This window comes from Streptomyces sp. NPDC053076 (genome assembly GCF_044546845.1).
Lineage (GTDB): Bacteria > Actinomycetota > Actinomycetes > Streptomycetales > Streptomycetaceae > Streptomyces.
Window position 1 is genome coordinate 80,437 of record NZ_JBITZL010000011.1, and the last position, 24,446, is coordinate 104,882.

The following is a 24,446-nucleotide window of genomic DNA, read 5'->3' on the forward strand; positions in this document are numbered from 1 at the left end:
CTTCGGGCCCTCTGGAGCGTGTCGGCGTGAGCAACTCCCAGTACGAGACCTTTGCGGCGTACGGCCCCTACGCCGCGCCCCCGGGCGCACCGGGCGGCGCGTGGCCCGGCCTGCACGACGCGGAGACGGTGTACGGGGTACCGGCGTACGACGAGGTACCGCGAGGGGTGACCGCGCCGGACGCCACGGTTCACCAGGCGCGGTACGAGGACACGTACCGGCCCGCGTACGAGACGAGGGCGCACGCGCAGGCACCGGCACACGCGCGCGTCGACGAGCCGGTGCTGCCCCGGCAGACCGGGGGGGCGCCGGTACGGGAAGAGGCACGCGGGGGCGGCGCCCACGACGTGGACGCGGAGGCGGACGAGCGGGACGCGCGTACCGAACCGAACGGGCGGGGCGCGCGCCGACGCCGGGCCCGGTACTCCGAACGCCCGGAATCCGCCGTGCGCCGCCTGCTGCCGCAGGCGCTGGTCGTGGCCTTCCTCGCCGGCGGCACCACGGCCTTCGTCGCCGAGGACAAGGCGATCGAGCTGAACGTCGAAGGCAGACAACGCACCCTGCACACCTTCGCCGACAGCGTGGGCGAGCTGCTCACCGAGCAGGGCGTACGCACAGGGACGCACGACATGATCGCGCCCGCCCCGGGCGCCGCGCTCGCCAGCGGCGATGCGATCACGGTGCGGTACGGGCGCCCCGTACGGCTCACGCTGGACGGCCGGCGGCACCAGGTGTGGACGACGGCGCCCACAGTGGAGGGCGCGCTGGACGAACTGGGGGTGCGCGCCGAGGGCGCCTATCTGTCCGCGTCGCGCTCACAGCGCATCGGACGCGCCGGTCTCGCGCTCGACGTGCGCACCGAGCGCGCGGTCACGGTCATGGCGGACGGCCGGGCCCGCACCGTCCGCACCAACGCGGCCACCGTCCGCGAGGCGATCGAGGAGGCCGGGATCACCCTGCACGGCCAGGACACCACCTCCGTCGCGCCGGACAGCTTCCCGCGCGACGGGCAGACGGTGACCGTGCTGCGGGTGAGCGGCAGGCGGGAGATCCAGGAGGAGCAGATCCCGTTCGAGGTCGAGCGGACCGAGGATCCGTCGCTCTTCAAGGGCACCGAGGTCGTCGCCCGGCCCGGTCAGCCCGGCCTGCGCCGCACCACCTACTTCGTCCGCACCGTCAATGGGGTCGGACAGAAGCCGCGCCGCGAGAAGTCCGAGGTGGTGCGCACGCCGCGCACGCAGCTCGTGAAGGTGGGCACCAAGCCGCGGCCCGTCTCCGTGCACGGCGCCGACGAGCTGGACTGGCACGGGCTCGCCGTCTGCGAGTCCGGCGGCCGGCCGAACGCGGTCGACCCCTCGGGGACGTACGGCGGGCTGTACCAGTTCGACACGCGTACCTGGCACAGTCTCGGCGGCAGGGGGCGCCCCCAGAACGCCCCCGCGGAGGAGCAGACGTACCGCGCGAAGAAGCTCTACACGAGCCGCGGCGCGACCCCCTGGCCCCACTGCGGGGCACGCCTGCACAAGTAGGCGCCGGGTGTGCGCGACAGGGCGTGCGCCGGAAAGGCCCGGGGCGCGCGGGGCGCCTGGGGCAGCGGGGCGCTCGGGGCATGCGGGACGACCGGGGCGAGCGGGCGTCCGGTGGTCTGCCGGAGGTGCGTGGGTGTCCGGGAGCGGGTGGTGCTGGGCGCGCGTGGGTGTCCCAGCCGGGAGTGCGAGGCGGGTGGGTGTCCGGGCGGGGCGTCGAGGGCGGGCCGGGCGTGGGCGGAATGCGTGGTGGCGGCCCCGTACCCTTGTCCCGTGAGCAGCCCCTCCCCCGACGCCCTCCTCGGCCCCGCCGACATCCGTGAGCTCGCGGCAGCGCTCGGTGTCCGCCCCACCAAGCAGCGCGGCCAGAACTTCGTGATCGACGCCAACACGGTCCGCCGTATCGTCCGCACCGCCGGCGTCCGCCCCGACGACGTGGTCGTCGAGGTCGGCCCAGGGCTCGGTTCGCTCACCCTCGCGCTGCTGGAGGTCGCCGACCGGGTCACCGCCGTCGAGATCGACGACGTCCTGGCCGGCGCGCTGCCCGCCACCATCGCCGCGCGCATGCCGGAGCGCGCCGACCGGTTCGCGCTGGTCCACTCCGACGCGATGCACGTCGGCGAGCTGCCCGGCCCCCCGCCGACGGCCCTGGTGGCGAACCTGCCGTACAACGTCGCCGTCCCCGTGCTGCTGCACATGCTCGACACCTTCCCGAGCATCGAGCGGACGCTGGTGATGGTGCAGTCCGAGGTCGCCGACCGGCTCGCCGCCGCGCCCGGTTCGAGGGTGTACGGCGTGCCGTCCGTGAAGGCCAACTGGTACGCGGAGGTGAAGCGGGCCGGGGCCATCGGCCGCAACGTCTTCTGGCCCGCGCCGAACGTCGACAGCGGGCTGGTCTCCCTCGTCCGGCGGACCGAGCCGATCAAGACCACCGCTTCGAAGCGCGAGGTCTTCACGGCGGTGGACGCGGCCTTCGCCCAGCGCCGCAAGACGCTGCGGGCGGCGCTCGCCGGCTGGGCCGGGTCCGCGGCGGCGGCCGAGGCGGCGCTGGTCGCGGCCGGGATCTCGCCGCAGGCGCGCGGGGAGTCGCTGACGGTCGAGGAGTTCGCTCGCATCGCCGAGCACAAGGACGCGTTCCAGGGGACGGACAAGTGAGCGTCACGGTCAGGGTTCCGGCCAAGGTCAACGTCCAGCTCTCCGTGGGTGCCGCGCGGCCGGACGGATTCCACGACCTGGCCAACGTCTTCCTCGCCGTCGGGCTGTACGACGAGGTCACCGTGACCCCGGCCGACCAGCTGCGGGTCACCTGCGAAGGACCGGACGCCGACCAGGTCCCCCTGGACCGCACCAACCTCGCCGCGCGCGCGGCCCTCGCCCTCGCCGAGCGCCGGGGCATCGAACCGGCCGTGCACATCCACATCGCCAAGGACATCCCGGTCGCCGGCGGCATGGCGGGCGGCAGCGCGGACGGCGCGGGCGCCCTCCTCGCCTGCGACGCCCTCTGGGGCACGGGCGCCTCCCGCGCGGAACTCCTCGCGATCTGCGCCGAGCTGGGCAGCGACGTGCCGTTCAGCCTGGTCGGCGGCGCCGCCCTGGGCGTCGGGCGCGGCGAGCGGCTGACCTCCCTGGAGGTCGGCGGCACCTTCCCCTGGGTGTTCGCGATGGCCGGGCGCGGGCTGTCCACGCCGGCGGTCTTCCGCGAGTTCGACCGGCTCGCGGAGGGACACGACATCCCCGAGCCCGTCGCCTCCCCGGAACTCCTCGACGCCCTCGCCGAGGGCGACCCCGACGCGCTCGCGGCCGCCGTCTCCAACGACCTGCAGCCCGCCGCCCTCTCCCTCTTCCCGGAGCTGTCCGGCACCCTCGCCGCGGGACGCGCGGCCGGCGCCCTCACCGCGCTGGTCTCGGGCTCGGGCCCCACGACGGCCTTCCTCGCCCGCGACCCGGAGTCCGCCTCGAAGATCGCCGACGCGCTCCGCGCCTCCGGCACCTGCCGCACCGTCCGCACGGCGACGGCTCCCGCGCCGGGCGCGACCGTCCTGCCGGCCCCGGCAACGGCGTAGCACGGACGACAGGGCCGGGCAGGCGTGGTCCCCTGGGCCCGCGCCGAACGGGAGGCCGGCCGCCGCATCATGGCCGACCCGGAGCGCCGGGGGACGACTGGATGCTGGACGCGGCGCATCGCTGCGAGGAGCGCAGGGTGAGGGCGGCCGAGGCTCGGCCCGGCGCGCATTACGCTGGGAGGCTGACCCTTCCCCGCGCACAGGAGTGAAATGGCCGTCAACCTGGTCAATGTCGAGAACGTCAGCAAGGTGTACGGCACCCGTGCCCTGCTGGACGGCGTCTCGCTCGGTGTGTCGGAAGGGGACCGGATCGGGGTCGTCGGGCGCAACGGCGACGGCAAGACCACCCTCATCCGGATGCTCGCCAAGCTGGAGGAGGCCGACACCGGGCGGGTCACCCACTCCGGCGGGCTGCGCCTCGGCGTGCTCACGCAGCACGACTCCCTCGACCCGGCGGCGACCGTCCGCCATGAGGTCATCGGCGACATGGCGGACCACGAGTGGGCCGGCAACGCCAAGGTCAGGGACGTACTGACCGGGCTGTTCGGGGGGCTGGACCTGCCCGGTTTCCCGAAGGGCCTCGACACCGTCATCGGGCCGCTGTCCGGTGGTGAGCGGCGCCGTATCGCGCTCGCCAAGCTGCTGATCGAGGAACAGGACCTGGTCGTCCTGGACGAGCCCACCAACCACCTCGACGTCGAGGGCATCGCCTGGCTCGCCGAGCACCTGCGCAACCGGCGCTCGGCGCTGGTGTGCGTGACGCACGACCGGTGGTTCCTGGACCAGGTGTGCACCCGCATGTGGGACGTGCAGCGCGGTGACGTGTACGAGTACGAGGGCGGCTACTCGGACTACGTCTTCGCGCGCGCGGAGCGGGAGCGGATCGCCGCCACCGAGGAGACCAAGCGGCAGAACCTGGTCCGCAAGGAGCTGGCCTGGCTGCGGCGCGGCGCCCCCGCGCGCACGTCCAAGCCGCGCTTCCGGGTGGAGGCCGCCAACGAGCTGATCGCCGACGTGCCGCCGCCCCGGGACAGCAGCGAGCTGATGAAGTTCGCCTCCTCACGGCTCGGCAAGACCGTCTTCGACCTGGAAGACATCACCGTGCAGGCCGGGCCCAAGGTGCTGCTCAAGCACGTCACCTGGCAGCTCGGCCCGGGCGACCGGATCGGTCTGGTCGGCGTGAACGGCGCCGGCAAGACCTCGCTGCTGCGGGCCATGGAGGCGGCGGCCCGTACGCAGGGCGAGGAGCAGCCGGCGGGCGGCCGCGTCTTGGTCGGCAGGACCGTCAAGCTCGCCTACCTCTCCCAGGAGGTCGCCGAACTCGACCCCGCCTGGCGGGTGTTGGAGGCCGTGCAGCAGGTCCGGGAACGCGTCGACCTCGGCAAGGGCCGGGAGATGACGGCCGGGCAGCTGTGCGAGACGTTCGGCTTCAACAAGGAGAAGCAGTGGACCCCGGTGGGGGACCTCTCCGGTGGTGAGCGGCGGCGCCTGCAGCTGCTGCGGCTCCTCATGGACGAGCCCAACGTCCTCTTCCTGGACGAGCCCACCAACGACCTCGACATCGAGACCCTCACGCAGCTGGAGGACGTCCTCGACGGCTGGCCCGGCTCGATGATCGTCATCTCCCACGACCGGTTCTTCGTGGAGCGCACGACGGACCGGGTGTTCGCCCTCCTCGGCGACGGCGCCCTGCGGATGCTGCCCCGTGGGATCGACGAGTACCTGGAGCGGCGCAAGCGCATGGAGGAGGCCGTCGCGGCGGAGGCTGCCGCCGCGGCGCCCAAGCCGGCCACCACGGAGAAGAGCGCGGCCGACCAGCGCGCCGCGAAGAAGGAACTCCAGAAGGTCGAGCGCCAGTTGGACAAGATCTCCGAGAAGGAGTCCAAGCTGCACGCCCAGATCGCCGACAACGCCACCGACTTCGCGAAGGTGGCCGAACTGGATGCCCAGTTGCGTGACCTCGCGGGGGAGCGCGAGGAACTGGAGCTGCGCTGGCTGGAGCTGGCGGAGGACGCCTGACCCGGCAGGCCCGCGTGCGGGGGAGCGCGAGCGGCGTGATTCGGCCGCGTGCGCGGCCGTTGCGTGCGCGGCGTGAAGGGGGCGTGAAGGCGCGTAACGGCGGCATCACGGGCCGGTTCTCCCTTGGGAACGGCGGTGGACGCGGGCCCGTGCGCTGTCGGTGCCGGGTGATAGAAAGAGCCGTCTGAAACTGCCTGAGAACGACCTTGGGTCTGTCACGAACCTCAGGGCGTGGCTAAAAATCAGTGAACGAGGGGGAAGAGCGCTGATGACTCAGCCGCCCAACCAGCCGCCGCAGGGCGGGTTCGGAGCACCGCAGGACCAGCCGCCGCAGCCCGGCGGCTTCGGCGCCCCGCAGCCGCCACCACCGCCGCCACCGGCCCAGGGCGGTTTCGGCGCCCCCCAGAACCCGCCGGCACCACCGGCCCAGGGCGGTTTCGGCGCCCCGCAGAACCCGCCGGCGCAAGGCGCCTTCGGCGCGCCCCAGCCGCCCGCCGGCCCTTCGCAGCAGCCCCAGCCGGGCTATGGCTACCCCCAGCAGCCGGGCCCGTACGCCGGTACCCCGGGCCACTACGGCTACCCGCAGCAGCCGGGCCCGTACGGCGGCGCACCGCAGCCCGGTTACGGCCACCCGCAGCAGCCGCCGTACCCGGCCATGCCCGGTGCCGCGCCCGGCGGCCCCGGCGGCAAGCCGGCCTCCCGGAAGAAGACGGCGCTGATCATCGGCGGCGCGGTGGCCGCGCTGCTCGTCATCGGCGGCACGGTGTTCGCGGTGACCGGCGGGGACGACGGCGGCAAGAAGAAGCCCGTCGCCGGACAGAGCGACGACCCCAAGCACTCCGCCAGTGCCTCGCCCACGGCCTCCGGCGGCGGCGAGGACCCCGAGCACCTCAACGACGGGCGCCAGGCCGGTGAGGGCAAGGTGCTCTGGTACAAGCCGGCACCGGACGCCCCGGCGTCCGGCGCCGACGCGCCCGGCATGTGGGTCAGCGGCGACACGGCGGTGAAGGCGGCGTACAAGCAGGTCTTCGCCTTCGGCGCCGGTGACGGCAGCACCGCCTGGGGACCGCTCACCTTCCCGCAGAAGATCTGCGCGGTCACCGCCCAGAAGTCGGCCGACGACAAGATCGTCGTGGCGTACATGAACAGCGCCGGCGACCGCGCCAAGTGCAACCAGCTCCAGCAGATCGACCTGCGCACCGGCGAGAAGGGCTGGAGCGGTGAGGTCGCCGACGGCGGCCTGTTCGACAGCGCGCTCAACGTCGAACTGACGGTGAGCGGCAAGACGCTGATGGTGGGCCGTTCGCAGTCCGGCACGGCGTACGACATCGACAGCGGCAAGAAGCTGTACGACAAGAAGCGGTACGGCGAGGCGTGCTTCCCGGCCGCCTTCGCGGGCGGCACCGACCGGCTGATCCAGGTGGCCTCCTGCGGTGTCGGCACCTCCGGCGAGCACGAGGAGATCCAGGAACTCGACCCGGCCACCGGCAAGGTGCGCTGGACCCAGAAGGTCAAGAAGGGCTGGGAGGTGAGCCGGACGTACTCGGTCGACCCGCTCGTCGTCTACCTGACCAACCGGGACAAGAAGGTCTGGAACATCTCCACCTTCACCGAGAACGGCAAGTTCCGTTCGGAGGTCAAGGTGGACGGGAAGTTCGCCCCCCGCTGCGGCTGGGCGGTCCTCGAGCGCGAGCTTCAGGGCTGCCAGGGTGTCGCGGTCGACGCCGACACGCTCTACCTGCCCACCGACTCCACCATCAGCGCCAACGAGATCGTCGCGATCAGCCTCTCCGACGGCAAGGAGAAGTGGCGGGTCAAGTCCCCGGGGGACCGGCCGATGTCACCGGTGAAGGTCGAGGGCGGCAAGCTCATCGCGTATGTGCAGCCGTCGTACGACACGGGCGGCCAGGTGGTGTCGGTTCCGGTCACCGGTTCCTCCCACACGACGACCAGCCTGCTGCACAACCCGCAGGGTGCCGCCGAAGCCGAGAACACCTTCTACGACGGTGTCGTCGACTGGACCGGCGGACGGTTCTTCATCTCCTCGGGCCGGCTGTCCGGCGACGACGACTCGAAGGAGAAGCTGATCATGGCCTTCGGCAACTGAGCCCGGCGCACCGTCCCGGCCTCACCCCGCCCTCAGCCCCGTCCCCGAGTCCCCTCCGCCGTCCCGGCCTTCCGAGCGTCACCGAGGTACCCGCGCCATGACCCAGCCGCCCCCGCCGCCCCCGAACCAGCCCCCGCAGCCGCCGAACCAGCCCCAGCAGCCGGGTTACGGCTACCCGCCGGCCCCGCCCGCGCAGCCGCCGGCCCAGCCTCCGCAGCCCGGTTACGGCTATCCCGCGCAGCAGAACCCGTACGCCCAGCAGCCGCCGGCCCAGCCCCAGGCTTATCCGGCCCCGCAGCCGCCGGCGTACAACGCCCAGCAACCCCCCGCCTACGGCACCCAGCCGCACAACCCCTACGCCCAGCCCACGCAGCCCATGCAGGGCGCGCAGCCGGGGTACGGCTATCCGGGCCAGGGGCAGCCGCCGACCGTGGTGACGCAGCCCGGGTCGGGCACCGGCGGCGGGCGGAACAACACCGTGCTGTTCATCGTGGTCGCGGCGGTCGTCGCCATCGCGCTGATCATCGGCGGCGGCATCTGGTACGCCAAGTCCTCCGGGGACGACGACAAGCACCCCGCCACGGCCTCCTCCAGCGGCGGCTCGAACGGCACGGGCGGCACGGGCGGCTCCGGTGGCACGTCCGGCGGTGGCGGCAAGGAGAAGGTGCCGGACGACCCGGCCTCCAAGGTGCTCTTCCAGGTGCCGCTGCCCCAGTCCGAGGACACGGTCGTCACCTCGGGCTCGTGGCTGACGGACACGGTGTACGCCAAGAGCGGCATCGCGGAGATCGTCGGCTACGACCCGGCCAAGGGCACCAAGTCGTGGACGCTCAAGCTGCCCGGCCCCGTCTGCGCGGCCAGCAGCCAGGTCGACGACGACGGCCGGACGGCGATCGCCTTCCAGCCGAAGATGCCCGCGAAGGGCTCCTCCGCGGGCTGCAGCCAGGTCGCGGCGGTCGACCTCACCACGGGGAAGAAGCTGTGGTCGAAGTCGGTCAACTCAGGTGACTACCCGCTCACCTTCCAGAATGTGACGGTCGCTCAGCACACCGTCGCGGTCGGCAGCCTGGAAGGCGGTGCCGCGTTCGACATCGAGTCCGGCAAGGTGCTGTGGCAGCCGAAGCCGGACGACACCTGCTTCGACGAGGGGTACGGCGGCGGCACCCACATGGTCGCGGTGCGGCGGTGCGGCACGTACGACAACCGGCAGCTGCACATCCAGACCATCGACCCGGCGAACGGGAAGGTGATCTCCGAGTACAAGATGCCGGACGGGGTCGACTACGCCGCCGTCGTCTCCACCGACCCGCTGGTGGTCGCGGGCAGCAGCACCAACGTCTCCGACTACTTCTCCATCGACAACAAGACCGGCAAGCTGCTCGCCCGTATCTCCGCGCCCAAGGACACCTACGGGGGCCGCTGCAACGGGCTCTCCCAGATCGACGGCTGCAAGCAGGTCGTCGCCGGCAACGGCCGGCTGTACCTGACGACCGAGGAGCACGACGGCACGGGCCAGTACTCCAAGACCAACGAGATCGTCTCCTTCGACCTGAAGACGGGCAAGCCGACCGGCCAGCGGGCCGAGGCCGGTGACGGCTACACGCTCTCCCCGCTGCGCATGGACGGCGGCAACCTGCTCGCCTACAAGTCGCCGCCGTACGACAAGGGCGGCCAGATCGTCAGCATCGACGGCGGTTCGTTCAAGGTGACGAAGCTGCTGGAGAACCCCGGCACGCGGAGTGTGCACGAGGGGGAGACCGGCCTGCTGCCGGAGTACGCGGAGATCCTCTTCGGCAACGGCCGCCTGTACATGTCGGCCGTGTACGCCCACAAGTCGAGCGTCTACTCCAAGGAGTACCTGGTGATGGCGTTCGGCACGGACGGCTGACCGGCCGCCGACGCCGGTGTCGCCCGAATGAGTGACTTGCCGAGAAGTGCCCCGGATTTCATCGATCCGGGGCACTTCTCATCGGGAGGGGCAGCGCGACGTCGAACAAGCGTGTAGCTTCCGGGGGCATGAAGGGCGGGGGGACCGGGGGACTGGGGGGTTGCTCCATGGGAGTGCGGCTCATCGTCGTCGACGACCATCGCCTGCTCGCGGAGGCGCTGGCGTCGGCGCTCAAGCTGCGCGGGCACCGGGTGGTCGCCGCGGCGGCGCCGGCCGCGGGCGCGGCGGATCTGGTGATCGCGCGGGCGCCCGAGGTGTGCCTGCTGGGTACGGCGGCGCCGGCCGATCCGGGGGCCTTCGACCCGGTGGTGAAGATCAAGCGGGAGCGCCCGCAGGTGGCGGTGCTGGTGCTGGGCCCGGTGCCGTCGCCGCGCGGGATCGCGGCGGCCTTCGCCGCCGGCGCCTCGGGGTACGTACGGCACGACGAGCGGATCGAGGGGGTGGAGCGGGCCATCATGAAGGCCCGGGCCGGGGAGGCGGCGGTGGCTCCGCAGCTGCTCCAGGACGCCTTCGGTGAGCTTCTGAACCCTGCCGCGCAGCCCGATGACGAGGCACAGCGGCTGCTGGAGATGCTGACGCCGCGGGAGGTGGAGGTGCTGGTCAGGGTGGCCGACGGGGAGGACACGCGGCTGATCGCGGCGGGAATGGGCATCGCGCCGAGCACGGCCCGTACCCATGTGCAGCGGGTGCTGATGAAGCTGGGCGTGGGTTCGCGGCTGGAGGCGGCGGCACTGGCCGCGCGCACGGGACTGCTGGACCGCGCGGGATCCCTGCGGGGCGCGCCGGGACCGGAGTCGTGACGGCCCCCGGCCCCGGGTAGCGCCCGAAGGGTCCGGTGTGCCCCGGCGCCGGGTAGCGCCCGAAGGGGCGCGTGGACCTGCGCGAGCAAGCCCCACGCGCCCCAGCTCGGCGTACGACCCGCGGGCCCGGCGCTACTCCGCCCCCTTCTCCCCCGGCACACCCTCCGGAGGAAGCGGCGGCGGGGTCGGCCGCAGCTTCAGCCAGGCCAGGAAGAAGATGCCCAGGAGCAGCATGCCGATCCCGGTCCACAGGTTGATGTTGACGCCCTCGGCCTTGTCGATCGCGGCCTGGGAGTCGGTGATGCCGGTGATCGTGACGATGACGCCGTAGACCACGAACAGGCCGCCGATGATGCGGCGCAGGTCGAAGATGCGGGCCGCGGTCGCCGACTTGCTCTCCAGCTCGGTGACCTCCCGCTGGAGGTCCTGCTCGGTGTAGTGCGGCCGGCGAGGCTGCTCAGGGTTCTCGGTCATGGTTTCCTCGATCCTCCCGCGTCAGAACGAGAACGGGATGTAGCAGACGGCGGCCAGGACGACCGCGCCCCAGCCCAGCAGGGCCGGCCTGCGGTACCACGCGTCGTCGCCCTCGGCGGGCGGTTCGGACATGCCGGGGGAGCGGGTGCCGTAGACCAGGCCCCGCAGTTCCTCCACCGGCTTGGGCTTGGTGAACAGGGACACCGCGACCATCACGACGGCACCGGCGACGAAGCCCGCGATCGCCGAGACGAAGTTGGCCCCCTGGTCGGAGGGGATGGAGATGATGCCCTTCTTGTACAGGACGAAGTAGTTGACCATCGCTGCCGTGGTGCCGGCGAGCAGACCCCAGAAGCCGGACTTGGCGGACGCGCGCTTCCAGAACATGCCGACGATGAAGACGACGAACATCGGCACGTTGAAGAAGGAGAACAGCGTCTGGAGGTAGCTCATGATGTTCGAGAACGACGACGCCAGGAACGCCGTGCCGACCGAGGCGGCCACGCCGATCGCGGTGATCAGGCGGCCGAAGCGGACGTAGTACGCGTCCTCCCGGCCGCGGATCACGTACTTGGCCCAGATGTCGTTGGTGAACACGGTGTTGAAGGACGACACGTTCGCCGCCATGCCCGCCATGAAGGCCGCCAGCAGACCGGTGACGGCGATGCCGAGCACGCCGTTGGGCAGCAGCTCCTGCATCAGGTAGGGGATGGCGTCGTTGTACTGGAGGCCGGAGCCGGAGGTGCCGATCTTGGGTACGAGCGCGGCGGCGACCAGGCCCGGGATCATCACCAGGAAGACGATGAAGACCTTCGGGTAGGCGGCGATCAGCGGGGTGCGCTGGCCGGCGGAGAGGTTCTTCGCGGACAGGGCGCGCTGCACCTCGGCGAAGTTGGTGGTCCAGTAGCCGAAGGAGAGCACGAAGCCCAGGCCGAGGACGATGGTGAGCCAGTTGGCGCCCAGCGGGTTGGCATGGCCGATGCCGGTACCGCCCCAGGCGGTGGTGAAGTCGCCGCCGTGGGTCGCGGTGAGCTTGTCGGTCAGACCGCCCCAGCCGCCGACCTTCTTCAGGCCGAGGATGGTGAGGGGGATGAGGGCGGCCAGGATCACGAAGAACTGGAGCACCTCGTTGTAGATCGCCGAGGACAGGCCGCCCAGGGTGATGTACGCGAGCACGAAGGCGCCGGCGACGACGATGGCGACCCACTGGGGCCAGCCGAGCAGGGCCTCGACGACGATCGCGAGGGCGTAGAGGTTGACGCCCGCGATCAGGATCGCGGCGAACGCGAACAGGATCGAACTGAGCAGGTGAGCGGCCCGGTCGAAGCGCAGCAGCAGGAACTCGGGGACCGAGCGGACCTTGCTGCCGTAGTAGAAGGGCATCATCACCAGGCCCAGGAAGACCATGGCGGGGATGGCGCCGATCCAGTACCAGTGCACGGTGTAGGCGCCGTACTGGGCGCTGTTCGCGGCCATGCCCAGGATCTCGGTGGCCGCCAGGTTCGCCGAGATGAAGGCGAGGCCGGTGATCCAGGCGGGCAGCGAGCGTCCGGAGAGGAAGAAGTCGAGGCTGGTCTTCACCGAGCGGCGGGCCGCCAAGCCGATGCCGAGGACGACGACGAAGTAGATCGCGAGGATCGTGTAGTCCAGCCAGTTGGTGGGGAGCCGGAGCTCCGCCGCCAGGAGGGTGGTGGCGTATGGGGGGGTGTGCATGAAGAACTCGCTTCGTTGCGCGAACTGATCAGAGCGGAACCTACGCCGCCGTGTTCAGTAATTGAACACTTCTGGTGGTGTTCTTTGTTTGATTGTGATGATCCCCGGGTGTTGTCGAGTTGTGGTCTGTTATGTTTGATTGTGTTTAGTGATTGGGTGCGGGACGTAGAGGAGTCCGGCGTGAAGAAGACCTCGACCCGGCTGGCCGACGGTCGTGAGCTGATCTACTACGACCTGCGGGACGACACCGTGCGGGACGCGGTCGACCGGCGTCCCCTGGAGCGCACGGTCACCACGTCCGAGATCCGCCGCGACCCGCTGCTCGGCGACCGCGTCGCCGTCGCCTCGCACCGCCAGGGCCGCACCTACCATCCACCGGCGGACGAGTGCCCGCTGTGCCCGACGCGCGGCGACCGGCTCAGCGAGATCCCGGACTCCTCGTACGACGTCGTCGTCTTCGAGAACCGGTTCCCCTCGCTCGCCGGCGACTTCGGCCGCTGCGAGGTGGTCTGCTTCACCTCCGACCACGATGCCTCCTTCGCGGACCTGAGCGCAGAGCAGGCGCGTCTGGTGCTGGACGCGTGGACGGACCGCACCGCGGAGCTGTCGCACCTGCCCTCCGTGGAGCAGGTGTTCTGTTTCGAGAACCGCGGCGCCGAGATCGGCGTGACCCTGGGCCACCCGCACGGGCAGATCTACGCCTACCCCTTCACCACCCCGCGCACCGCGCAGATGCTCCGCTCGCTCGCCGCACACCGGCAGGCGACCGGCGGGGAGAACCTGTTCGACGCCGTCCTGGAGCGGGAACTCGCCGGTGAACGGGTAGTCCTTGAGGGTGAACACTGGGCGGCCTTCGTGCCGTACGCGGCGCACTGGCCGTACGAGGTCCACCTGTACCCGAAGCGCCGCGTGCCCGACCTGCTCGCGCTCGACGAGGCGGCACGCACAGAATTCCCCCAGGTCTATCTGGAACTCTTGAGGCGTTTCGACCGGATCTTCGGTGGGTGGGACGGAGGGGACAGCTCCGTGGGTGAGTCTCCGACGCCCTACATCGCGGCCTGGCACCAGGCCCCGTTCGGCGCGCCGGCGGAGCTCGACGGCGTGACGCGAGACGATTTCGCGCTCCACCTCGAGCTTTTCACCATCCGCCGCACTTCCGGCAAGCTGAAGTTTCTCGCGGGTTCCGAGTCCGGCATGAACGTGTTCATCAACGACGTGCCGCCGGAACGCGCGGCTGAGCGACTGCGAGAGGTAGCGAGTTCATGAAGTACCTGGTGACGGGTGGCGCGGGATACGTCGGCAGTGTCGTGGCCCAGCATCTGCTGGAAGCCGGACACGAGGTCACGGTCCTCGACAACCTCTCCACCGGCTTCCGCGAGGGCGTGCCCGCCGGTGCCGCCTTCATCGAGGGCGACATCCGCGACGCCGCCAAGTGGCTCGACCCCTCCTTCGACGGCGTCCTGCACTTCGCCGCGTTCTCGCAGGTCGGCGAGTCGGTGGTGAAGCCGGAGAAGTACTGGGACAACAACGTCGGCGGCAGCATGGCCCTGCTCGCCGCGATGCGCGAGGCGGGCGTCCGCAAGCTGGTCTTCTCCTCCACCGCGGCCACCTACGGCGAGCCGGAGCAGGTCCCGATCCTGGAGAGCGCCCCGACGAAGCCCACCAGCCCCTACGGCGCCTCCAAGCTCGCCGTCGACCACATGATCACCGGCGAGGCCGTCGCCCACGGCCTGGCCGCGGTGTCGCTGCGCTACTTCAACGTGGCCGGCGCCTACGGCGCGTGCGGCGAGCGGCACGACCCCGAGTCGCACCTGATCCCGCTGGTCCTCCAGGTGGCCCAGGGCCGCCGCGACGCGATCTCGGTCTACGGCGACGACTACCCGACCCCCGACGGCACCTGCGTACGCGACTACATCCACGTCGCCGACCTGGCGGACGCCCACCTGCTGGCCCTGGACGCCGCCGCACCCGGTGAGCACCTGATCTGCAACCTCGGCAACGGCAACGGCTTCTCCGTCCGCCAGGTCATCGAGACCGTCCGCGAGGTCACCGGCCACCCGATCCCCGAGGTGGTGGCCCCGCGCCGGGGCGGCGACCCCGCGGTCCTGGTCGCCTCCGCGGACACCGCCCGCGAGAAGCTGGGCTGGAACCCGACCCGCGCGGATCTCGCGGGCATCGTCGCGGACGCGTGGGAGTTCACGCGGAGCAACACGAAGGAGCACTAGTGGGGGCACAGCAGGTCGCGGAGCGCTTCGCCGAGCTGTACGGGGCGCGGCCCGAGGGCGTCTGGGCGGCACCGGGCCGCGTCAACCTCATCGGTGAGCACACCGACTACAACGACGGCTTCGTCATGCCGTTCGCGCTGCCGCACCAGGCGCTCGCGGCGGTCTCCCGACGCACGGACGGCGTCCTGCGCCTGCACTCCGCGGACATCGACGGCGGGACCGCGGCCGTCACGGAACTACGGCTGGACGCCCTCGCCCCGCAGAGCGACGAGAACTGGACGGCGTACCCGGCGGGGGTGGTCTGGGCGTTGCGCGAGGCGGGCCACGAGATCACCGGCGCCGACGTGCACCTCTCCTCCACGGTCCCGACGGGCGCGGGCCTGTCCTCGTCGGCCGCGCTGGAGGTCGTGATCGCCCTGGCGCTGAACGACCTGTACGCACTCGGGCTGCACCGCTGGAAACTGGCCCGGCTGTGCCAGCGCGCCGAGAACGTCTACGTCGGCGCGCCGACCGGCATCATGGACCAGACGGCATCGGCCTGCTGCGAGCAGGGCCACGCGCTCTTCCTGGACACCCGTGACCTGTCCCAGCGGCAGATCCCCTTCGATCTCGCGGCCGAGGGCCTGCGCCTGCTGGTCGTGGACACCCAGGTCAAGCACGCCCACAGCGGTGGCGAGTACGGCAAGCGCCGGGCCGGCTGCGAGAAGGGCGCGGCCCTGCTCGGCGTCGACGCCCTGCGGGACGTCCCGTACGCCGACCTGGACTCGTCCCTCGCCCGCCTCGGCGACGAGGAGGTCGTGCGCCTGGTCCGCCATGTGGTGACGGAGAACCACCGGGTGGAACGTGTCGTCTCCCTCCTGCGCTCCGGCGAGACCCGGGCGATCGGCCCCGTCCTCACCGAGGGCCACGCCTCGCTGCGCGACGACTTCCGGGTCTCCTGCCCGGAGCTGGACCTGGTCGTCGACGCGGCCCTGACCGCCGGCGCCCTGGGCGCCCGGATGACGGGCGGCGGCTTCGGCGGCGCGGCGATCGTGCTGACGGAGGCGACGGACGTGGACACGGTGACGAAGGCGACCGAGGAGGCGTTCGCCGCGTCCGGCTTCCCGAACCCACGCGTCTTCGAGGCGGTGCCTTCGCCGGGCGCGCGACGCCTGAGCTGACCCACCTGATCCTCACCGCCCCCGCCGGCCCCGTACACGATCGACGCGTACGGGGCCGGCCGCCGTCGCCGGACATACACCCGAGTCGACGAAGTCCGCCGTCCAGCAGCTCATTTGGCCCGGCCGGTAATGTGCGTGCCTGTCACTGCCGGGCCCGGCGGTGCGCCAGGAGACACGGGGAGGCAACGTATGGCGTGGGAGGAGTGGGACCAGCTGAAGGCTCGGCATGCGGCCGATGACTCGTACATCGGCGGCGCGGTCAGCAGCGTCTCCACGCTCGACAAGGGCTTCGACGACCGGAAGGGCCACTGACGCCGATGCACCTCAACGCACTGCTCCACGGCAACTTCTCCAAGCTCGGTGAAGCGGTCACCGACTGGGAGCAGATGACGAAGAAGCTCGCCGACCTGAAGAAGGATGCTGAGGACAACCTCAAGGCGAAGGCCGACAAGGCCAAGTGGAGCGGTGTCAACGCCACCGTCAGCCGGGAGTTCATCACCAGGACCGCCGCCGAGTTCGCCGACGCGCACGCGCAGGCCGACTCCATCACCAAGATCCTTAGTGACACGCGCGGCGAACTCATCAGCTTCCGCAACCAGCTCAACGACGCGATCAAGCGGGCCAACGACGAGAACCTGACTGTGATCGACAACCATGACGGCACGTTCTCCGTCATGGGTAATACCCGTCCCGACTGGACCGCCGACCCCAGCGGGAACACCGGCGCGACGGACCAAAAGGTGGTCGATGCCTTCCGTGACGAGATCCAGGGCATCCTGAGCAAGGCGACGGAGAGCGACAGCAGCGCCGCGAAGGTCCTCAAGCTCCTCGTCGACCAGGCCAAGTACGGCTTCACCGATGCCTCCTACGGGAACCGGGACGAGGCGGTCGAGGCCGTCGCGGCGGCGGAGAAACTCGCCAAGATGGCCGAGCATCCGGACGACATGTCCCTCGACGACATCTCCGCTTTCAACCGTGAGATGGCGAAATACCACGATGACCCCCTGTTCGCCGAGCAGTTCGCCACCCGCCTCGGGGCCAAGGGGACGCTCCAGTTCTGGGCGGACCTGGCGTACACCCATGCCGGCGCCAAGGGATCGGAACTGCAGGCGATGAAGGCCATGCAGTCCCACCTGAGCCTGACCCTGGCCACCGCGACCTTCTCGGACTCGGACGCGATGCGGGGGTGGAAGAAGGACCTCCTCGCCGAGACCACCACCAATTTCCGCGACCCCAAGTCACCCAGCCCGTTCGGCGCACTCGGCTATCAGGTCATCAGCAGCCTCATGCGAGACGGTCGGTACGACACCGAGTTCCTCGACGACTACCGCAAGGACCTCTTCAATGCGGACAAGGGGGCGGGGGACTTGAATACCGACGAACGGTGGGTCAAGGGGTACGACGGCCTGGACCTGGTCTTCGGTGACGGCAACGGCCGCGACCCGTTGGAGGGACTGTTCGAGGGCCTCTCCCACAACCCCGAGGCGGCCGAGCACGCCTTCGCGTCCAAGTCGGACCTGGACCACATGCTCGGCACGGCCAAGTACACGGATCGCGGCGAGTCCCTCGGGCATGCCCTGGAGAGCGCGGTGACCGGAGTCGCCAACGGCGACACCTCCTCCGGGGCCCCGCCGCACAGCGCGGTCCAGGTCAAGATCATGGCGAACATCATGCAGGCGGTGGCCGATCCCGACGAGGGCGCGGACTTGGTGTCGAAGGGGCTCGGCGAGAGCTTCGGGAACATGGCGGCCGCGTACATGCCGGAAATCAGCTGTGCCTTCAAGGGGCCGGAAAGCGAGACCGTCTTCCTCACGGACAGTGAGTCCCCAGGGGGCCTCAACCTCACGGATGTCACGCGTTTCCTGTCGGCCACGTCCGCAGATCCCGCCGGGCGTGCAGGGATCGTCTACGGCGAGAGCATCTATACCGGGAGCCTCCTGCAGGAGCACCTGTCGAACCCCGGTCAGTTCGACGGCGATCAGAAGCAGGTCCTCAATGACATCGGCAGGAACGCCGGGATCATCGAGGGGATCGTCGGGCATTCCGCGGCGAATTCGGAAGTCGGCAAGGCCATCAACGGCGAGAGGGAGTACAACGACGCCTTGAAGGCCAAGGGGGACTTCGCCAAGACCTGGGTCTCGATCGCCTTGACCGGCCTCAAGGTGCCGGCGGAATACGGTGGCGACGTCATGGGATCCGTGATCGGAGGCGGAGCCGGAGCCGTTGCCGGTGCTGCCGTCGACCGCCTGCTCGAGGGCCAGCAGATGAAGGGTGCCGAGGACCAGGGGCTGTACTACTCCAGCAAGGACCTGTTCGCGATGCGGGACTCGGTCAGCCAGCAGACGATCTGGTCGGTGGACGACGCCCTGGCGCGCAACCACGTGCACATGCCGAAGGACGAGATAGACGACTCGGTGGGGCAGGCTGTCAACGACGGCTGGAAGGACGCCGACTACTACCTGAACCGCTCGAAGGTGAAGTATGGCTGAGAGAGGTCGCGGCCGAAATCGGATGACCCACTCCGCAAAAGGGTTCTTCATCGCCACGGCGATCCTCGTGCTGGTGTGCAGCGGCCTCTTCCTGTTCTTCGTGAAGGGGCTCTACCTGCTCCCGGACAAGGTGTGTGAAGCTTCCGTCGAGCGAGATCTCGTCATCCGGGCTCTGCCTCGGGCGCGCGCGGCGGACCAATGGGCCGATCACGGAGGCAGCGGGCGTGACTTCTTCTTCGGTTGCCGTGTCTCCACCAGCGGTGACTCGATCCTGTCGGGAGGGGTGAATCTGCGGGAATCGGCGATGGCTGACTGGGTGGACGACTACAGCAGTTCCTCGGGCACCGCTGTCGTGCGGACCTCGGCGGGGCGGGTGGCAGGGCTGGCGCAGGTCGACGCCGATCACGGCGTCGCTTCCGTGTATGTGCCCTGCGAGCCGAAGGACGAGAGGGAAGGGGAAGGCGCTGCGTCCGGCCCCCGTGCCCTGGTGGCGGAGGCCAGTGTGACGGGGAAGAGCCGGGTCTCAGGAGCGGCCCTGCGTCAGGCTCTGACCGACTTCGCCTATCAGCTCACCCGCCACGCCTACACGCTGGCCGAGTGTAAGGATCCCCGCCCCTTCCCGGCGCAGCTGCCGCGTTACGGGGACCGCTGATGAAGGACGACGAAATCCGGTCCCGCTTCGACGGGCGAGGGCACGTCGAGATCCAGGGCCCGGTGTTCGTGCAGTCGCGGGCCGAGGGGATCGCCCACGCGCTGGGATACCAGCTGATCTCCGTCGAGCGCCTCCGTGGCCCGGGTCTCGCGCTCGGGTTGCCCGCCCCCGTGAGCGTGCGGCTGCTGTTCCGGCGCGACGACGACCCCCGGGCCCGTCGCCGGGCCGAGCGGACCCTTGAGCGGCTGCGCGCCGGCGGTCCCGTGCTCACGGACGATGAACCGCCACCACCGCCACCGTCCCCGCCGCCCCCCTTCACCCCCCGGCCGCCGGCGCCCCGCCCCCGGCGGTCGATGGAGCCGCAGCCGCCCCCGCCGATGGCGCCGCCCCGGCCGCGCATCCCGCCCCGGCCGCCCTACCCACCGCCGCCTCCCGCGGTGCCGCCCGCGCCGGCGGGGTGAGGGGGGCGTCAGGCCAGTCGCTTGGTCAGGATGTACTCCGTGACGCCCGGCGGGTAGTCGGGGATCACGCCCGCCACCTCGTACCCGCGCTTCTTGTAGAACTCCGGTGCCTGGAAGTCCCAGGTCTCCAGGCGGGCGGCGGCACAGCCGCGGTCGGTGGTGGCGATGCGTTCGGCCTCGGTGAGGAGTCGTGCGCCCAGCCCCGTGCCGCGGTGGGCGGCGTCCACCCACAGGTAGGTGACGTGCAGCCAGGTCGACCAGGTGTGGCCGACCAGTCCGCCCGCCAGGCCGTCGGCGGCGTCCAGCGCCCAGACGTGGAGCGGGACCTCACGTTCGCCGGGCGTGCCGCGCAGGGCCGCCAGTACCGGGGACGCTGCCCTGTTGGTGTCCTGCAGCCGCGAGCGGAGCAGATCCCGTCGGCCTTTGTCTACTTCCGCCTCAATACGAAACATGCGGCACACCATAAACGTGCCGGACGGCCAGTTCTGTAAATCTGCTTCCGCTGCGTGCTCCCATCCGTACTCTGTGGAACAGCATCGGTGGGGGCCGGTGCCGCTCAGGGGGCGAGACAGGCGGGTACGGCACAAGCGGTGGGGGTAGCAGTCTCCGCAACGGCGGCGGCCGTGCGGTGCGCGTCCTTCCGCGGCTGTCGTACCCGCGTCGGTCGTCGTTCTCCGGACCTATTCCGGGTATTTCCGGGCCGGCCTATTCCGGAGCTTTCCGGACCTTGGTAACCCCTGCTCCACGCGGAGCCTGGGGAAGGGGGTTTCGTGGTTCGCATCCGAGTCCTGGTCGTCGACGACCACCGCATCTTCGCCGAGTCGCTCGCCGCCGCCCTGGCCGCCGAGCCCGACGTCGACGTCTTCGCCGCCGGCAGCGGCCCGGCCGCGCTGCGCTGCCTGGACCGCGCGGCCGGTGAGGGCCGTCGCTACGACGTCCTGCTCGTCGACGCCGACCTGGGCGGCAATCTGCCCGGCGCCCGTCCGGCCGTACCGGTGCGGGAGGGCAACGAGGAGGGCCTGGTCGACGGGATCTCCCTCGTCGCCGGGGTCCGCGCCGCCCAGCCCGCCGTACGGATCGTCGTTCTCGCGGAGAGGGACGATCCGCGCCGCGCGGCCCTCGCCCTCCAGGCCGGCGCCTCCGGTTGGGTCGCCAAGGACTGCTCGCTGTCCCGGCTGCTGACGGTGATTCGAGGGGTGCTGCGCGACGAGACGCATCTGCCACCCGCGCTGCTCACCGGGGTGCTGAAGGAAATGACGGCCGCCCGTCGGCACCGTACCGAGAGCGAGCGTCTGGTGGAGTCCCTCACCCCGCGGGAACGGGAGGTGCTGCGCTGCATGGTCGCCGGACTCGGCCGCAAGGCCGTCGCGGAGCGGCTGTTCCTCTCCCCGCACACCGTCCGCACCCATATGCAGAACGTCCTGGGCAAGCTGGGCGTCCACTCCACGCTGGCCGCCGTCGCGCTGGCCCGGCGGGCGGGGGTGGGCCCGGCCGACCTGGGCTCGGCCGGGCGGATCATGCCGGAGGAGACGAACAGCGCCTGATCGGCCTGCGCGCCGCGCGTCCGCGGCCGAAGACGCTCGGGCCGGCCCCTAGCCGGGGATGTTGTCGAACGGCGCGGTCAGCTGGCGCAGCAGCCCGGCCAGTTCCGCGCGCTGGGCGCGCGACAGCTCGGCGAGGATCGCCCGCTCCTGCTCCAGCAGACCCGCCAGCGCCTGGTCCGCGCGGTCCTGGCCCTCCTCGGTCAGCCGGACCAGCACGCCCCGCCGGTCGCTGGGGTCGGGCAGCCGCTCCACCAGGCCCTTCTTCGCCAGCCGGTCGATCCGGTTGGTCATCGTGCCCGAGGTGACCAGGGTCTGCGTCAGCAGCTGACCCGGGGAGAGCTGGTACGGCGTGCCCGCGCGCCGCAGCGCGGTCAGCACGTCGAACTCCCAGGGCTCCAACTGGTGCTCGGCAAAGGCGAGCCGGCGGGCGCGATCCAGATGCCGGGCGAGGCGGCTCACCCGGCTCAGCACTTCCAGCGGCTCCACGTCGAGGTCCGGACGCTCCCGGCGCCACGCTGCGACCAGCCGATCGACCTCGTCCTCCATGGAGATCAGTGTAGTGGTTGTGTCGACATGAAGTCTCTTGATATCGAGTCTCTTGACATCGAGAGAAGTGGGCGGGGAGAGTGGAGGACATGACGCAGCCCACGTGGGACCCCGCCCAGTACCTCCGCCACGCCGGCCACCGGGCCCGCCCCTACGCCGACCTCCTCGCACGGATCCCGGACCCGGCCCGGGACCGGCCCCGCATCGCCGACCTCGGCTGCGGCCCCGGTAACGTCACCGCCCTGCTCGCCGACCGCTGGCCCACCGCCCGCATCACCGGGTACGACAACTCCACCGAGATGCTCGACAAGGCCCACGTCGACCACGAGGGGCCCACGGCCGGCGGGGGCCGGCTGGACTTCGCCCACGCCGACCTGCGGACCTGGACACCCGAAGAGCCGTACGACCTGATCGTCTCCAACGCCACCCTCCAGTGGGTGCCGGGCCACACCGACCGGTTCGGTCACTGGATCACCGCCCTGGAACCCGGCGGCACCCTCGCCTTCCAGATCCCCGACAACATCGACGCCCCGCTGCACGCCCTGATGCGCGACCTCGCCGCCGGCCCCCGCTGGCGGAGCCGCCTCGCCGACGTCCTGCGCCACACGGACTCCGTGCACACCCCCGGCGCCTACCTGGACCGCCTCACCCGGCTCGGCTGCGCGGCCGACGTGTGGCAGACCACGTACTACCACCTCCTGCAGGGCGAGGACCCGGTCCTCGACTGGGTGAAGGGCACCGGCCTGCGGCCCGTCCTGACCACGCTCGCCGACGACCCCGAGGCGCGCGACGCGTTCCTCACCGAGTACCGGGACCTGCTGCGCACGGCCTACCCCAGCGCGCCGTACGGCACCGTCCTGCCGTTCCGCCGGCTGTTCGCCGTGGCCGTGAAGGACACGTGAGTGCGGGGCCGGAGTCGCTCCGGCCCCGCACACCCGCCTGAGCCCTGCGCCGCCCTGCCGGGCCGCTAAGCCTTGCGATGCCCTATCAGCCGCGGCTTCGGCTCCAGCCCGTCCAGGCCGTGCCACGCCAGGTTCACCAGATGGGCCGCCACCTCCGCCTTCTTCGGGCGGCGCACGTCCAGCCACCACTGACCGGTCAGCGCGACCATGCCGACCAGGGCCTGGGCGTAGAGCGGGGCGAGCTTGGGGTCGAAGCCCCGGCTCTTGAACTCGCGGCCCAGAATGTCCTCGACCTGGGTGGCGATGTCCGAGATCAGCGAGGCGAAGGAACCCGTGGACTGCGGGATGGGCGAGTCCCGCACCAGGATGCGGAAGCCGTCCGTGTACTCCTCGATGTAGTCGAGCAGGGCGAACGCGGCCTGCTCGCACAGCTCCCGGGGATGACCGGCGGTCAGCGAGCCGGTCACCATGTCCAGCAGACGCCCCATCTCACGGTCCACCACCACCGCGTACAGCCCCTCCTTGCCGCCGAAGTGCTCGTACACCACCGGCTTGGACACCCCGGCCTTCGCCGCGATCTCCTCCACCGACGTGCCCTCGAAGCCCTTGGCCGCGAAAAGGGTGCGACCGATCTCCAGCAGCTGCTGGCGGCGCTCGGCACCGGTCATACGGGTCCGGCGGGTCCGCCGGACCCTGTCATTGTCGGAGGTGCTGCTGGAGTCGGTCGCCACGGCGTCAATCATGCCGTCCCGGCGGTCTCCGCCCGGCGCCGGGAGTCGCCTTCCCCGTTGTCGCGCCGCGAATCGATACGCGAGCGTGACGGCCAGCGCACGTCGTACGCCCAGCCGAGCAGCTCGAACCAGCGGATGAAACGGGCCGACGAGTCGATCTGGCCGCGCATCACCCCGTGCCGCGCCGAGGTCGGGTCGGCGTGATGCAGGTTGTGCCAGGACTCACCGCAGGACAGGACCGCCAGCCACCACACGTTGCCCGAACGGTCCCGCGACTTGAACGGCCGCTTGCCCACCGCGTGACAGATCGAGTTGATCGACCACGTCACATGGTGCAGCAGCGCAACCCGTACGAGCGAACCCCAGAAGAACCCGGTGAACGCACCCCACCAGGACATCGTCACCAGACCACCGATCAGCGCCGGCAGCCCCAGCGAGACGATCGTCCAGAAGATGAACTGACGGGAGATCGTCCGGATCGCCTTGTCCTTGATCAGATCCGGCGCGTACTTGTCCTGCGGGGTCTGCTCCTCGTCGAACATCCAGCCGATGTGCGCCCACCACAGGCCCTTCATCAGAGCCGGAAGCGTCTCCCCGAACCGCCAGGGCGAGTGCGGATCCCCCTCGGCGTCGGAGAACCTGTGGTGCCTGCGGTGATCGGCCACCCAGCGCACCAAAGGACCCTCGACCGCCATCGACCCCATGATCGCCAGCGCGATCCGCAAGGGTCGTTTGGCCTTGAACGAACCATGGGTGAAGTACCGGTGAAAACCGATCGTGATGCCGTGGCACCCCAGGAAGTAGAAGAAGACCAGCAGGCCCATGTCGAGCCAGCTCACCCCCCAGCCCCAGGCCAGCGGCACGCCCGCCACCAGTGCCAGGAACGGCACGATGATGAACAGGAGCAGCGTGATCTGCTCGATCGAACGCTTCTGCTCGCCGCCCAGCGTGGCGGAAGGGGATGTGTCGGTGGCCTTACGGGCTTCTTCGATCACGTCGGAACTTGAGGTCATGCGCGTCCCCTGTGGGGTCGAGGGTCAAGACGAGTGCGAGCCGCCGGGACCGATCGGGACTCGACGGGCACTT

The 24,446-nt window shown here is 70.9% G+C and carries 22 protein-coding genes; 16 read left to right on the forward strand and 6 right to left on the reverse strand.

Annotated elements, in window-relative coordinates; translation table 11 throughout:
* The first annotated feature begins 26 nt into the window (after window positions 1-26).
* The 7 genes from ACIGYR_RS33915 to ACIGYR_RS33945 all read left to right on the forward strand — a co-directional run bounded on the left by ACIGYR_RS33915 (window position 27) and on the right by ACIGYR_RS33945 (window position 10,463).
* Window positions 27-1,529 (forward strand): ubiquitin-like domain-containing protein, encoded by a 1,503-nt coding sequence (locus ACIGYR_RS33915; protein WP_399607425.1) that lies wholly within the window; start codon window positions 27-29, stop codon window positions 1,527-1,529.
* A 270-nt stretch (window positions 1,530-1,799) separates the two neighbouring features.
* Window positions 1,800-2,681 (forward strand): 16S rRNA (adenine(1518)-N(6)/adenine(1519)-N(6))-dimethyltransferase RsmA, encoded by an 882-nt coding sequence (rsmA, locus tag ACIGYR_RS33920; RefSeq protein WP_399607423.1) that lies wholly within the window; start codon window positions 1,800-1,802, stop codon window positions 2,679-2,681.
* A complete protein-coding gene (locus ACIGYR_RS33925) occupies window positions 2,678-3,589 on the forward strand; it encodes a 4-(cytidine 5'-diphospho)-2-C-methyl-D-erythritol kinase (protein ID WP_399607421.1) in 912 nt (303 codons plus the stop codon). The genes rsmA and ACIGYR_RS33925 overlap by 4 nt, the downstream gene beginning before the upstream one ends.
* A gap of 210 nt (window positions 3,590-3,799) precedes the next feature.
* Window positions 3,800-5,608 carry an ABC-F family ATP-binding cassette domain-containing protein gene (locus ACIGYR_RS33930; protein ID WP_399607418.1) on the forward strand — a complete coding sequence of 603 codons (1,809 nt, stop codon included), beginning with the start codon at window positions 3,800-3,802 and terminating at the stop codon, window positions 5,606-5,608.
* Window positions 5,609-5,876: 268 nt separating this feature from the next.
* Complete coding sequence (locus ACIGYR_RS33935; protein WP_399607415.1) at window positions 5,877-7,715, forward strand: PQQ-binding-like beta-propeller repeat protein; 1,839 nt, start codon at window positions 5,877-5,879, stop codon at window positions 7,713-7,715.
* 97 nt (window positions 7,716-7,812) lie between these two features.
* The gene (locus ACIGYR_RS33940) at window positions 7,813-9,603 is read left to right on the forward strand and encodes a PQQ-binding-like beta-propeller repeat protein (RefSeq protein WP_399607412.1); all 1,791 of its coding nucleotides are present in this window, start codon (window positions 7,813-7,815) and stop codon (window positions 9,601-9,603) included.
* Between the two features lie 167 nt (window positions 9,604-9,770).
* Window positions 9,771-10,463: a LuxR C-terminal-related transcriptional regulator gene (locus ACIGYR_RS33945; protein ID WP_391848026.1), complete on the forward strand. Its 693-nt coding sequence runs from the start codon at window positions 9,771-9,773 to the stop codon at window positions 10,461-10,463.
* A gap of 132 nt (window positions 10,464-10,595) precedes the next feature.
* On the opposite strand, the gene ACIGYR_RS33950 is transcribed toward ACIGYR_RS33945, so the two are convergent.
* Window positions 10,596-10,937: a hypothetical protein gene (locus tag ACIGYR_RS33950; RefSeq protein ID WP_399607409.1), complete on the reverse strand. Its 342-nt coding sequence runs from the start codon at window positions 10,935-10,937 to the stop codon at window positions 10,596-10,598.
* A 21-nt stretch (window positions 10,938-10,958) separates the two neighbouring features.
* On the reverse strand, window positions 10,959-12,650 hold the full coding sequence (locus ACIGYR_RS33955) for a sodium:solute symporter family protein (RefSeq protein ID WP_399607406.1): 1,692 nt from the start codon (window positions 12,648-12,650) through the stop codon (window positions 10,959-10,961).
* Window positions 12,651-12,830: 180 nt separating this feature from the next.
* Here ACIGYR_RS33955 and galT point away from each other — a divergent pair, with 180 nt between their 5' ends.
* The 7 genes from galT to ACIGYR_RS33990 all read left to right on the forward strand — a co-directional run bounded on the left by galT (window position 12,831) and on the right by ACIGYR_RS33990 (window position 19,637).
* The gene (gene galT / locus ACIGYR_RS33960) at window positions 12,831-13,916 is read left to right on the forward strand and encodes a galactose-1-phosphate uridylyltransferase (protein ID WP_399607403.1); all 1,086 of its coding nucleotides are present in this window, start codon (window positions 12,831-12,833) and stop codon (window positions 13,914-13,916) included.
* A complete protein-coding gene (gene galE / locus ACIGYR_RS33965; protein ID WP_391848022.1) occupies window positions 13,913-14,875 on the forward strand; it encodes a UDP-glucose 4-epimerase GalE in 963 nt (320 codons plus the stop codon). The genes galT and galE overlap by 4 nt, the downstream gene beginning before the upstream one ends.
* The gene (gene galK / locus ACIGYR_RS33970) at window positions 14,875-16,035 is read left to right on the forward strand and encodes a galactokinase (protein WP_399607399.1); all 1,161 of its coding nucleotides are present in this window, start codon (window positions 14,875-14,877) and stop codon (window positions 16,033-16,035) included. Before galE ends, galK begins: the two co-directional genes overlap by 1 nt.
* 189 nt (window positions 16,036-16,224) lie before the next feature.
* Entirely contained in the window at window positions 16,225-16,347 is a 123-nt protein-coding gene (locus tag ACIGYR_RS33975) for a hypothetical protein (RefSeq protein WP_399607397.1), read from the forward strand.
* A gap of 5 nt (window positions 16,348-16,352) precedes the next feature.
* Window positions 16,353-18,524, forward strand: coding sequence for a hypothetical protein (locus tag ACIGYR_RS33980; protein ID WP_399607394.1), 2,172 nt, complete (start codon window positions 16,353-16,355; stop codon window positions 18,522-18,524).
* Window positions 18,525-18,546: 22 nt separating this feature from the next.
* On the forward strand, window positions 18,547-19,176 hold the full coding sequence (locus ACIGYR_RS33985) for a hypothetical protein (RefSeq protein WP_399607391.1): 630 nt from the start codon (window positions 18,547-18,549) through the stop codon (window positions 19,174-19,176).
* Window positions 19,176-19,637 (forward strand): hypothetical protein, encoded by a 462-nt coding sequence (locus tag ACIGYR_RS33990; RefSeq protein ID WP_399607388.1) that lies wholly within the window; start codon window positions 19,176-19,178, stop codon window positions 19,635-19,637. Before ACIGYR_RS33985 ends, ACIGYR_RS33990 begins: the two co-directional genes overlap by 1 nt.
* Window positions 19,638-19,645: 8 nt before the next feature.
* Here ACIGYR_RS33990 and ACIGYR_RS33995 read toward each other — a convergent pair whose 3' ends face one another.
* Complete coding sequence (locus tag ACIGYR_RS33995) at window positions 19,646-20,101, reverse strand: GNAT family N-acetyltransferase (RefSeq protein WP_391848019.1); 456 nt, start codon at window positions 20,099-20,101, stop codon at window positions 19,646-19,648.
* A 306-nt stretch (window positions 20,102-20,407) separates the two neighbouring features.
* Between ACIGYR_RS33995 and ACIGYR_RS34000 the strand changes: the two genes are divergently transcribed.
* Window positions 20,408-21,181: a LuxR C-terminal-related transcriptional regulator gene (locus ACIGYR_RS34000; protein WP_399607384.1), complete on the forward strand. Its 774-nt coding sequence runs from the start codon at window positions 20,408-20,410 to the stop codon at window positions 21,179-21,181.
* Window positions 21,182-21,229: 48 nt separating this feature from the next.
* On the opposite strand, the gene tamR is transcribed toward ACIGYR_RS34000, so the two are convergent.
* A complete protein-coding gene (gene tamR / locus ACIGYR_RS34005; protein WP_391848017.1) occupies window positions 21,230-21,727 on the reverse strand; it encodes a MarR family transcriptional regulator TamR in 498 nt (165 codons plus the stop codon).
* Window positions 21,728-21,816: 89 nt separating this feature from the next.
* On the opposite strand from tamR, the gene ACIGYR_RS34010 reads away from it, so the two are divergent.
* On the forward strand, window positions 21,817-22,629 hold the full coding sequence (locus ACIGYR_RS34010; RefSeq protein WP_391848016.1) for a trans-aconitate 2-methyltransferase: 813 nt from the start codon (window positions 21,817-21,819) through the stop codon (window positions 22,627-22,629).
* Window positions 22,630-22,694: 65 nt separating this feature from the next.
* On the opposite strand, the gene ACIGYR_RS34015 is transcribed toward ACIGYR_RS34010, so the two are convergent.
* Window positions 22,695-23,372, reverse strand: a complete 678-nt coding sequence (locus ACIGYR_RS34015; RefSeq protein WP_391848015.1) for a TetR family transcriptional regulator — start codon at window positions 23,370-23,372, stop codon at window positions 22,695-22,697.
* Entirely contained in the window at window positions 23,369-24,373 is a 1,005-nt protein-coding gene (locus ACIGYR_RS34020) for an acyl-CoA desaturase (protein ID WP_391848014.1), read from the reverse strand. Before ACIGYR_RS34020 ends, ACIGYR_RS34015 begins: the two co-directional genes overlap by 4 nt.
* Window positions 24,374-24,446: the final 73 nt, after the last annotated feature.

Bases quoted from the DNA above. Each gene is read 5' to 3' on its own strand.
- ACIGYR_RS33930 (WP_399607418.1), top strand. From the start codon at position 3,800: ATGGCCGTCAACCTGGTCAATGTCGAGAACGTCAGCAAGGTGTACGGC.
- ACIGYR_RS33935 (WP_399607415.1), top strand. From the start codon at position 5,877: ATGACTCAGCCGCCCAACCAGCCGCCGCAGGGCGGGTTCGGAGCACCG.
- ACIGYR_RS33940 (WP_399607412.1), top strand. From the start codon at position 7,813: ATGACCCAGCCGCCCCCGCCGCCCCCGAACCAGCCCCCGCAGCCGCCG.
- ACIGYR_RS33945 (WP_391848026.1), top strand. From the start codon at position 9,771: ATGGGAGTGCGGCTCATCGTCGTCGACGACCATCGCCTGCTCGCGGAG.
- ACIGYR_RS33950 (WP_399607409.1), bottom strand. From the start codon at position 10,937: ATGACCGAGAACCCTGAGCAGCCTCGCCGGCCGCACTACACCGAGCAG.
- ACIGYR_RS33955 (WP_399607406.1), bottom strand. From the start codon at position 12,650: ATGCACACCCCCCCATACGCCACCACCCTCCTGGCGGCGGAGCTCCGG.
- galE (WP_391848022.1), top strand. From the start codon at position 13,913: ATGAAGTACCTGGTGACGGGTGGCGCGGGATACGTCGGCAGTGTCGTG.
- ACIGYR_RS33975 (WP_399607397.1), top strand. From the start codon at position 16,225: ATGGCGTGGGAGGAGTGGGACCAGCTGAAGGCTCGGCATGCGGCCGAT.
- ACIGYR_RS33980 (WP_399607394.1), top strand. From the start codon at position 16,353: ATGCACCTCAACGCACTGCTCCACGGCAACTTCTCCAAGCTCGGTGAA.
- ACIGYR_RS33985 (WP_399607391.1), top strand. From the start codon at position 18,547: ATGACCCACTCCGCAAAAGGGTTCTTCATCGCCACGGCGATCCTCGTG.
- ACIGYR_RS33990 (WP_399607388.1), top strand. From the start codon at position 19,176: ATGAAGGACGACGAAATCCGGTCCCGCTTCGACGGGCGAGGGCACGTC.
- ACIGYR_RS33995 (WP_391848019.1), bottom strand. From the start codon at position 20,101: ATGGTGTGCCGCATGTTTCGTATTGAGGCGGAAGTAGACAAAGGCCGA.
- tamR (WP_391848017.1), bottom strand. From the start codon at position 21,727: ATGGAGGACGAGGTCGATCGGCTGGTCGCAGCGTGGCGCCGGGAGCGT.
- ACIGYR_RS34010 (WP_391848016.1), top strand. From the start codon at position 21,817: ATGACGCAGCCCACGTGGGACCCCGCCCAGTACCTCCGCCACGCCGGC.
- ACIGYR_RS34015 (WP_391848015.1), bottom strand. From the start codon at position 23,372: ATGATTGACGCCGTGGCGACCGACTCCAGCAGCACCTCCGACAATGAC.
- ACIGYR_RS34020 (WP_391848014.1), bottom strand. From the start codon at position 24,373: ATGACCTCAAGTTCCGACGTGATCGAAGAAGCCCGTAAGGCCACCGAC.